Source organism: Rhodoferax sp., from assembly GCF_010365055.1.
In the GTDB taxonomy this organism is placed as follows: domain Bacteria; phylum Pseudomonadota; class Gammaproteobacteria; order Burkholderiales; family Burkholderiaceae_C; genus Rhodoferax.
In genome coordinates this window covers 1-9278 of record NZ_JAAFHA010000120.1, presented here as the reverse complement: position 1 = coordinate 9278, position 9278 = coordinate 1, and the positions used below count along the sequence as shown (strand labels likewise).

Genomic DNA, 9278 nt, shown 5'->3' with positions numbered 1-9278 from the left:
AGCCAAATTGGGCCTCGCATCAGCTCGCCTGCTTCAGATTTTTCGGTCTACCGCCCAGAAACCGCCCACTCAGATCAAGCGCTGCCGCAACGCCAACTCGCCTCAATCAGCTCCCCACGCAGTTTGATGGCAACGTGCCCCTGCGCGCCTTTTTCCCACCTTTATTGACGCGGCCAAATGGGGCTGTTAGCTCCCTTTCCGCCCCGGCGGGGGTGGAGAGGGTTGGGGTGAGGGGGGGAATACAACGCATAAGAAACAAGAACACCGCAGAAAGCCGGCGCGAAAGTTCAGCCATCAAACGGCGCCGCTTGGCGGCTATCCCTTGCTGCTGGATGCCCATCTTCCGAGGAAGTTGAGCCGTGACAATGCCTTGATAAAATCAGCGCGTGCTGCAACAACGAACCCTCAAATCTCTCACCCGCGCCATCGGCGTGGGTCTGCACAGCGGCCAGCGCGTCGAAATTGTGCTGCGGCCCGCGCCACCCGACACCGGCATCGTGTTTCGCCGGGTCGACCTGCCGCAGGTGGTGGACATTCCCGTGTCGGCCACCGCCGTGTCGGACACCACCATGGCGTCCACCATCGCCAGCGGCAACGTCAAGGTGTACACGGTCGAGCACTTGATGTCGGCCTGCGCCGGCTTGAGCGTGGACAACCTGTTTATCGACATCACGGCCGAAGAAGTGCCGATTCTGGACGGCTCGGCCGCATCGTTTGTGTTTCTGCTGCAAAGCGCGGGCATCGTCAAACAGAACGCGCCCCGGCGCTTCGTGCGGGTGACCCAGACGGTGGAGGTGCGCGAAGGCAGTGGCGCCACTGAAAAATGGGCGCGCCTGTCGCCCTACCATGGCTACCAGCTCAGTTTCGAGATCGACTTTGCCCACCCCGCCGTGGACGCCACCGGCCAGCGCGTGCTCTTTGACATGAGCAGCGGCTCCTATGCCAAAGACATCGCCCGCGCCCGCACCTTTGGCTTCACCAAAGACGTCGAGATGATGCGCGCCAAAGGTCTGGCCCTGGGCGGCGGGCTCGACAACGCGATCGTGATGGACGACTACAAGATCCTCAACGCCGAGGGCCTGCGCTACGACGACGAGTTCGTCAAGCACAAGATCCTCGACGCCATGGGCGACCTGTACCTGCTGGGCAAGCCTTTGCTGGCAAGCTACAGCGCGCGCCGCTCGGGCCACGCCCTGAACAACCTGCTGCTGCGCGAATTGCTCAGGCGCACCGACGCCTGGGAAGTGGTCACCTTTGAAGATGCCGAACGCGCACCGCAAGGATTTGCGCAACTGGCGCCGGCCTGGTAACGGCAGTGACCCACCATGGTGCTGGCGCGTACGCTCATTTTCTTGCTGCTGTTGGGCGCGATCGTATCGTTTGCGTTCTTTGCGCTCACCGGTGAGCAACGCTACAAACGCTACGGCCTGCTCATCTTGAAATGGGTGTTGATCAGCGGCTTTGCCTTCTTTGCCGTGTTGATCGTGCAGCGGATGGGCTGAAGCAGGCGTTCAGCCTGCCCTGACTAGGCGGCAGCGGGCAACGGCCCGCCAACGCCCACAGCGCTTCAGCGCGTGATCACCACTTTTTGGTACAGACCGCCAAAGTAGGTCTCTTTCTTGACCTGGGTCACGGGAATGTCAGCGGGCAGCCAGTCGGTGATCTCGCCGCGCCAAAGGTCCATCGCAAAGGGCTCCAGCGTGGTCAGGATCGGCACCATGATGTAGCGAAAGGGGTTGACTACCACGGGCCGGTGGTAGTCCACAAAAATCAGCTTGCCGCCCGGTTTGGTCACGCGCAGCGCCTCAGCGATGGTCTTGTGGCGCGCCTCGACCGGCTGCTCATGCAAGAGAAAAAACACGATCACCGTATCGCGGCTGGCATCTTCAAACTGCATGTCGGTGGAGTCCTGGCGCTGCACCGTGACTTTGCGCGCGTCTTTGAGCTTGGCGTGCATGTTGGCGATCTGCACCGGTGCCACATCAATCACGTCGAGGTGGCCGTTCGGGCCCAGGCGCTTGACCAGATGCTCGGTAAAGTTGCCGTAGACGCAGGCCACCTGCAAGACCTTGCCATCAATCATGTCGCCCATCTCATGCAGCGCGGCGTCGCGCAGACGGGCAAAGTTGCCCCACAAAATCAGGTTCACCAGCCACTGGCGTTCAAACACGCGCACCGCATTCGGATGCGTGTAGGCCCACCAATAGGTTTCCTGCAAATACTTGGGGACCGGCACCGCCGCGAAGGAAGGCTCAGCCTGCAGCACAGCCAATGCGGGCTCAGCGTCGGCCACAGTGGCAAATTCTTTGGGACTCACAAATAGTCAACCTTAAACAAAGCCCCTGAAGGGCACTCAAGCCCCGAGCGGGCTGGAGGTGGATAAAACAGGTCAGAGGAAGATGCCTCAGAAACGAAGACGGCAGGTCACTTTAAAAGTCAGGCCAGCCGTGGCCCAAATATATACCAAGACCTCTAACGGCTGCGCCCGGCCTTGTATTTGCCACTGCCCGCGCCAATGACACCGTCGGCCTGCGCCAGCCGGGCCAGCGCCTTGGCGGCGTGGGCGTGGGTAATGGCCAGACCCAGTGCGTCGGCGGCGTCTGGCCCGGGCAAGCCCGGCAGGGCCAGCAGACGGCGCACCATCTCCTGCACCTGGCTTTTGTCGGCGCGGCCGTAGCCAACCACCGCCTGCTTCATCTGCAGCGCGGTGTACTCAGCCACTGGCAAATCGCCGGACACCAGCGCCGTGATGCAGGCACCACGCGCCTGGCCGAGCAGCAAGGTGGACTGCGGGTTGACATTGACAAAAACGATCTCGATCGACGCGCACGCCGGCTGGTAGCGCGCCACCACCTCCCGCACGCCATCAAACAGCACTTTGAGCCGCGCCGGTAGCTGGCTTGAGTCCAGGTGCATCGTGCTGATGGTGCCGCTGGCGACGTAGCTGAGCTGCTGGCCGTCGACATCGATCACGCCAAAACCGGTCGTACGCAGGCCGGGGTCAACGCCTAGGATTCTCATTCTTGTGACAGATCACCCAGCCTCAGGGCAATTCAACGTTGTGCAGGCGGTTGGCAATCACGCCCGCGCGCCCGGCCACATAGCTGGAGTTGGGCATCTTTTCAAAATACTTGGGGCGCGGCAGCATCACGGCCAGGCGCGCCGCTTCATAGGCGCTCAATTTGGACGCCGGCTTTCCAAAGTAGCGCTGCGCGGCAGCCTCGGCGCCAAAGACGCCCTCGCCCCACTCGGCGCTGTTGAGGTAAATCTCCAGGATGCGCTGCTTGCTGAGCAAGGCCTCCAGCAAGACCGTGAGCACCAGCTCCTGCCCCTTGCGCAAGAGCGTGCGCTCGCCCGACAAGAACAGATTCTTGGCGAGTTGCTGCGTGATGGTGGAGCCGCCGACAACTTTGGGCGCCCGAACCACGGGCGTTTTTTTGGCGGGCGCGGCCGGACTGCTTTTGGCGGGCGGCAGTTTGCTGGCCCGGGCGGCTTGGGCGGCTTGCTGCTTGGCCACTTGCGCCTCGGCCTTGGCATTTTTTTGCCAGGCTTTCTCCAGCGCGTCCCAGTCGACCCCGTCGTGGACGGTGAAACTGTCGTCCTCCGAGGCGATCACCGCGCGCTTGAGGTTGTCGGCTATCTGCGGGTAGTCCACCCACTGCTGGCGCCAGTGCCAAGAGCCCTCGCCGTGCGCCAGTTGCCACGCCTGCGAGCGCTGAAAGGAGGTGGACTGCGGGTTCACCACTGTCATGGCGGCAATGCGCACCACAAAATAGAGCTGCAGCGCCAACAGCGCCGCGGCCACCAAGCCAAGCCAACGCAGGGCAGGCTTCATAGCCTGCCCTGGCGCACCTGCGCCGCCCGCGTCATAGACCCGGTCAAACCCATCATCAGCGGTGCCCTGGAGCCGTCAGTCCGCCTGCTTGCGCAAGAAGGCCGGAATCTCGAAGTCGTCCATGCCGCCGCTGGCCAACGCGTCCACTTTGGCAGCGGCCTGCGTGCGGTCCGGCGGCCTGCGCCAGACGCTGGGCGTCGCCAGCGCGTTGTAGTCCGGCTGAGCGCGACCGCCACCGCTGATGCCGTTGGACATCAGCCCTGAGACATTGCCACTGGTGCCGGCCGGATTGAAGCTGGGCACTTGGAACGGCACATTGTCAGTGCCGGTGCGCAACACCTGCAGCGGCGGCGCGGTGCGCCGTACGCCCTGGCGGCTCAAACCGGTGGCCACCACGGTGACACGGATTTCATCGCCCAGCGCGTCGTCATACGCGGTGCCGTAAATCACATGGGCGTCCGCCGAGGCATAGGCGCGGATGGTGTTCATGGCCAGCTTGGACTCGGACAGCTTCAAAGAGCCTTTGGCCGCCGTGATCAGCACCAGCACGCCCTTGGCGCCCGACAGGTCAATGCCCTCCAACAAGGGGCAGGCCACGGCTTGTTCCGCGGCAATGCGCGCGCGGTCCGGCCCGCTGGCCATCGCGGTGCCCATCATGGCCTTGCCGGGCTCACCCATGACGGTGCGCACGTCTTCAAAGTCGACGTTCATCAGGCCCGGCACATTGATGATTTCGGCAATGCCGCCGACGGCGTTTTTCAGCACATCGTTGGCATGGGCAAAGGCTTCGTCTTGCGTCACGTCGTCGCCCAGCACATCGAGCAGTTTCTCGTTGAGCACCACGATCAGCGAGTCGACATTGGCTTCGAGCTCGACCAGGCCATTGTCGGCATTGGTCATGCGGCGACCCCCCTCAAAGTCAAACGGCTTGGTGACCACGCCGACGGTCAAAATGCCCATTTCACGCGCCACGCGCGCAATCACCGGTGCGGCACCGGTGCCCGTGCCGCCACCCATGCCGGCGGTGATGAACAGCATGTGCGCACCCTCAATAGCGGCCCGAATGTCGTCGACGGCGATCTCGGCCGCTTCCTGCGCCTTGTCAGGCTTGCTGCCCGCGCCCAGGCCGGTGGTGCCGAGCTGGATGCATTTGTGCGCATCGCTGCGGCTCAGCGCCTGCGCGTCGGTGTTGGCGCAGATGAACTCCACGCCCTGCACGCCGCAGCTGATCATGTGGCCGACTGCGTTGCCGCCGCCACCGCCGACGCCAATCACTTTGATCTGGGTGCCCAGGTTAAAGGTCTGTTCTTCAATCATTTCGATAGGCATTTTGTTGCTCCTAGAGTTTCAATAAATGGGACGTTGCTGACATGTTTCAAATTCTTGGCTGGGGCAGGCGGCTCTGCGGGTCGCCATCGACATCGCTTTGGCGTGTGGGGGCTGGCCCGGCTCAGCCACAGTTGGACCTTCATGGCTAAAAGTTCCCCACAAACCAGTCCTTGACCTGACCGAAAGCATTCTTCATGGAGCCATTTTTTTGTGACACCTTGAAGCCGCGCAGCCGCGCCATGCGCGCCTCTTCAAGCAGGCCCATGACGGTGGCGGCGCGAGGCTGCGCCACCATGTCGGCCAGCGCGCTGGAATATTTTGGAATGCCACGTCGCACCGGTTTCAAAAAGATGTCTTCGCCGAGTTCGACCATGCCGGGCATGACGCAACTGCCGCCGGTAAGGACGATGCCGCTGGAGAGCATTTCCTCAAAACCGGACTCGCGCATGACCTGGTGCACGAGCGTGAAGATCTCTTCCACCCGGGGCTCGATGACGCCGGCCAGCGCCTGGCGGCTCAGCATGCGCGGGCCGCGGTCGCCCAGGCCAGGCACCTCGACTTGAGCTTCGGGGTCGGCCAACAGCTGCTTGGCGTAGCCGCTCTCGACCTTGATTTCTTCGGCGTCCTTCGTTGGCGTGCGCAGCGCCATCGCAATGTCGCTGGTGATCAGGTCACCCGCAATCGGGATGACCGCGGTGTGGCGAATGGCACCGTTGGTGAAGATGGCAATATCGGTGGTACCGGCGCCAATGTCGACCATGGCCACGCCCAGTTCCCGCTCGTCCTCGGTCAACACCGACAGGCTGCTGGCCAGCGGGTTAAGCATGAGTTGCTCCACCTCCAGGCCGCAGCGGCGCACGCACTTGATGATGTTTTCGGCGGCGCTCTGCGCGCCAGTGACGATGTGCACCTTGGCCTCCAGGCGGATGCCGCTCATGCCGATCGGCTCTTTCACGTCCTGGCCGTCGATGATGAACTCTTGCGGCTCCACCAGCAGCAGGCGCTGGTCGGTCGAGATGTTGATGGCCTTGGCCGTCTCCACCACGCGCGCCACATCGGCCGCGCTCACCTCCCGGTCCTTGATCGCCACCATGCCGTGCGAATTGATGCCGCGGATATGGCTGCCGGTGATGCCGGTGTAAACCCGGGTGATCTTGCAGTCGGCCATCAGTTCGGCTTCTCTGAGCGCGAGTTGGATGCTTTGCACCGTGGCGTCAATATTGACCACGACACCGCGTTTGAGTCCATTGCTGGGCGCCGCCCCCAGGCCCGCGAGCTTGAGCGTGCCGTTGGGCAGCACCTCGGCCACCACCACCATCACTTTGGCGGTGCCAATGTCCAAGCCCACTACCAAGTCTTTGTATTCTTTTGCCATAGGTTCACCTGTTGCTCGTGTTGCCGCTATTTCTTGGGTAATTCCGCCGCCAGCGTGCTGACGCCGCGCAGGCGGATGGCATAGCCATCTTGATGCCGCAGGTCGGCGCTCTCCAGCGCCTCGGGCTTGCGCCCGTAACGCGACGTGACCTGCGTCAGCGTTTGCAGGAAGCGTTGCGTGCGCGCCAGCACCTCAGGCGCCAAGCCACTGCCGAGTTCGAGCAGCGCGCCGGTGTCCAGGCGCGCGCGCCAGCCCCCGCGCGGCGTCAGTTCGAGCTGCTCCAGGCCCAGGCCCATCAATTCAAAGGGCGGCTGCAGCGTCTGGTACATGGCCAGCACCTGGGCCGCTTGGCCGTCCGGGCCATGCAGGCGGGGCAGATTGTCCTGTTCGACCTCGCCCAGGTTGGCTTCAAACACTTCACCAAAATTGTTCAGCAGCCGGGATTCGTTTTCGGCACCCCAGTAGGCCACGGGCTGGTGTTCCTGCAGCTGCACCCGCACGCGATTGGGGAAGTCGCGATGCACCACGGCTTGGCGCACCCAGGGCAAGGACTCAAAGGCCTGGCGCGCTTGCATCAGGTCAAGCGTCAGGAAAGTGCCGCTCAGATGCGGCACCACATTGGCGCGCAGCGTCACCGAATTGTTGTGGGTCACATCGCCCGTCACCGTGATGGCCCGAATGGCAAACACCGCATGCCGCGATGCCCACATCGCCACGGCGCTCACCAGCATCAGGGCCAGCGCCACGAACAGGACGGACGCCGTCAGGTTCATGAGCTTGACATCGAACGGTGCCGGCACGGTTGTGTTCATGCCGTTTCCTCGCCCGGCTGGCTGGCTTGGGGCCCCGCCTTGGGGTCCATATCGCCAGCGGCGTAATCCAGCGTGGCATGGTGCAAGACCTCCAGGCACAGCGCCGGGTAGCTGACACCGGCGGCCTTGGCCGCCATCGGCACCAGCGAATGCGGCGTCATGCCGGGCGAGGTGTTGATCTCCAGCAGGTAGGGCGCGCGTGTGGCGGCGTCGATCATCACATCCACGCGGGCCCAGCCGCGGCAACCCAGCACCTGGTAGGCCCTGAGCGCCAATTCCTGAATACGCGCTTCCTCGCCCGCTGGCAAATCGGCGGGCACCAGGTATTGCGTGGTGTCGGTGAAGTACTTGGCCTGGTAGTCGTAGTTGCCATCCGGCGCCACGATGCGGATCACCGGCAAGGCATGGGCGTCAGCGCCCGAGCCGAGGATGGGAATAGTCACCTCGTCGCCGTTGACAAACTGCTCACACAGCACCATGGCGTCATGCTGGGTGGCCAGGGCATAGGCACCGGCGCACTGCTCTGGCTGCGTGACCTTGCTCAAGCCGATGGTGGAGCCTTCGCGGTCGGGCTTCACAATCATCGGGCTGCCGAGCACGGCAAAGGCCTGCGCGGTGGCGGCGGCACTGGCCACCTGCTGCCACTCGGGCGTCGGCAGTCCCTCGCTGCGCCAGATGCGCTTGGTCATGACCTTGTCGATGCCAATGCTGGACGCCATCACGCCCGAGCCGGTGTAGGGGATGCCGAGCAACTCCAGCGCACCCTGCACCGTGCCGTCTTCGCCAAAGCGGCCATGCAAGGCAATGAAGCAGCGCGCAAAACCTTCACGCTTGAGTTCAGACAGGTCGCGCTGCGCCGGGTCAAAGGCATGGGCGTCCACCCCTTGCGACAGGAGCGCCTGCAGCACGCCCTGGCCGGACATCAGCGACACCTCGCGCTCCGCAGAGGCGCCGCCCATCAGCACGGCGACCTTGCCCAGGCGCGCCGCCAAGCGCTCCATCGTGCGACTGCGCTGCTGGCTCGCGCCAGTATTTTGATCAATTTGACTCATAGCCCACGTCCCTCCTGCGCTAACAGCTCTGAAATTTGTAGCAAATCAAGCACCTTGGCCGCTACAGCGCCGATCGAACCAGCGCCCATGCAGAGCACCACGTCACCGTCCTTGGCGTTGTCCATAATGGCCTGTGGCATGTCGGCGATGTCATCGACAAACACCGGCTCGATGCGCCCGGCCAGGCGCAGCGCGCGCGCCAGCGTGCGGCCATCGGCCGCCACAATCGGTGCTTCACCAGCGGCATAGACTTCGGCCAGCAACACCGCGTCGGCCTGGGCAATCACCTTGATGAAGTCTTCAAAGCAATCGCGCGTGCGGGTGTAGCGGTGCGGCTGGAACGCCAGCACCAGGCGCCGACCCGGAAACGCCCCGCGCGCCGCCGCCAGCGTGGCCGCCATCTCGACCGGGTGGTGGCCATAGTCGTCAACCAGCGTGAAGGTGCCGCCGCCCTGCGCGTTCACCTCGCCATAGCGCTGGAAGCGCCGCCCGACGCCCTTGAAACCGGCCAGCGCCCTTTGCACCGCCGTATCGTCAATGTTGAGTTCGACCGCCACGGCAATCGCCGACAAGGCATTGAGCACGTTGTGGCGCCCCGGCAGGTTCAGCACCACCTCCATGTCCGGTAGCACCACGCCGTTGCGGCGCTGCACCGTGAAATGCATTTGCCCGTCCACCGCGCGCACATTCACCGCACGCACTTCAGCGCCTTCTTCAAAGCCGTAACTGGTGATCGGGCAGGTGACTTGCGGCACGATGTCACGCACTGCCGGGTCGTCGGTGCACAAAATGGCGTTGCCATAGAAGGGCATGCGGTGCAGAAAATCGACAAAGGCCTGCTTGAGCCGGCCAAAGTCATGGCCGTAGGTTTCCAT

10 protein-coding genes are annotated in these 9278 nt (G+C 63.5%); 2 read left to right on the top strand and 8 right to left on the bottom strand.

Features of this window, described 5'->3' with window-relative positions:
- Nucleotides 1-386: 386 nt before the first annotated feature.
- Both lpxC and GZ093_RS18545 read left to right on the top strand, forming a co-directional pair.
- A complete protein-coding gene (lpxC, locus tag GZ093_RS18550) occupies nucleotides 387-1310 on the top strand; it encodes a UDP-3-O-acyl-N-acetylglucosamine deacetylase (RefSeq protein WP_296488912.1) in 924 nt (307 codons plus the stop codon).
- A 15-nt stretch (nucleotides 1311-1325) separates the two neighbouring features.
- A complete protein-coding gene (locus tag GZ093_RS18545; protein WP_296488911.1) occupies nucleotides 1326-1502 on the top strand; it encodes a hypothetical protein in 177 nt (58 codons plus the stop codon).
- Nucleotides 1503-1567: 65 nt separating this feature from the next.
- On the opposite strand, the gene rquA is transcribed toward GZ093_RS18545, so the two are convergent.
- The 8 genes from rquA to GZ093_RS18505 all read right to left on the bottom strand — a co-directional run.
- A complete protein-coding gene (rquA, locus tag GZ093_RS18540; protein ID WP_296488908.1) occupies nucleotides 1568-2317 on the bottom strand; it encodes a rhodoquinone biosynthesis methyltransferase RquA in 750 nt (249 codons plus the stop codon).
- Between the two features lie 155 nt (nucleotides 2318-2472).
- Nucleotides 2473-3021, bottom strand: coding sequence for a crossover junction endodeoxyribonuclease RuvC (gene ruvC, locus GZ093_RS18535; RefSeq protein ID WP_296488906.1), 549 nt, complete (start codon nucleotides 3019-3021; stop codon nucleotides 2473-2475).
- A gap of 22 nt (nucleotides 3022-3043) precedes the next feature.
- Nucleotides 3044-3835, bottom strand: coding sequence for a transglycosylase domain-containing protein (locus GZ093_RS18530; RefSeq protein WP_296488903.1), 792 nt, complete (start codon nucleotides 3833-3835; stop codon nucleotides 3044-3046).
- A gap of 75 nt (nucleotides 3836-3910) precedes the next feature.
- Nucleotides 3911-5164 (bottom strand): cell division protein FtsZ, encoded by a 1254-nt coding sequence (ftsZ, locus tag GZ093_RS18525; RefSeq protein WP_296488900.1) that lies wholly within the window; start codon nucleotides 5162-5164, stop codon nucleotides 3911-3913.
- Between the two features lie 145 nt (nucleotides 5165-5309).
- Nucleotides 5310-6539 (bottom strand): cell division protein FtsA, encoded by a 1230-nt coding sequence (gene ftsA, locus GZ093_RS18520; RefSeq protein ID WP_296488897.1) that lies wholly within the window; start codon nucleotides 6537-6539, stop codon nucleotides 5310-5312.
- A 26-nt stretch (nucleotides 6540-6565) separates the two neighbouring features.
- Complete coding sequence (locus tag GZ093_RS18515) at nucleotides 6566-7351, bottom strand: cell division protein FtsQ/DivIB (protein ID WP_296488894.1); 786 nt, start codon at nucleotides 7349-7351, stop codon at nucleotides 6566-6568.
- Entirely contained in the window at nucleotides 7348-8352 is a 1005-nt protein-coding gene (locus tag GZ093_RS18510; protein ID WP_296488915.1) for a D-alanine--D-alanine ligase, read from the bottom strand. The genes GZ093_RS18515 and GZ093_RS18510 overlap by 4 nt, the downstream gene beginning before the upstream one ends.
- A gap of 47 nt (nucleotides 8353-8399) precedes the next feature.
- On the bottom strand, nucleotides 8400-9278 hold an 879-nt coding region (locus tag GZ093_RS18505; RefSeq protein ID WP_296488891.1), incomplete at its 5' end, for a cyanophycin synthetase.

Bases quoted from the DNA above. Each gene is read 5' to 3' on its own strand.
- GZ093_RS18545 (WP_296488911.1), top strand. From the start codon at position 1,326: ATGGTGCTGGCGCGTACGCTCATTTTCTTGCTGCTGTTGGGCGCGATC.
- ruvC (WP_296488906.1), bottom strand. From the start codon at position 3,021: ATGAGAATCCTAGGCGTTGACCCCGGCCTGCGTACGACCGGTTTTGGC.
- GZ093_RS18530 (WP_296488903.1), bottom strand. From the start codon at position 3,835: ATGAAGCCTGCCCTGCGTTGGCTTGGCTTGGTGGCCGCGGCGCTGTTG.
- ftsZ (WP_296488900.1), bottom strand. From the start codon at position 5,164: ATGCCTATCGAAATGATTGAAGAACAGACCTTTAACCTGGGCACCCAG.
- ftsA (WP_296488897.1), bottom strand. From the start codon at position 6,539: ATGGCAAAAGAATACAAAGACTTGGTAGTGGGCTTGGACATTGGCACC.
- GZ093_RS18515 (WP_296488894.1), bottom strand. From the start codon at position 7,351: ATGAACACAACCGTGCCGGCACCGTTCGATGTCAAGCTCATGAACCTG.
- GZ093_RS18510 (WP_296488915.1), bottom strand. From the start codon at position 8,352: ATGGAGCGCTTGGCGGCGCGCCTGGGCAAGGTCGCCGTGCTGATGGGC.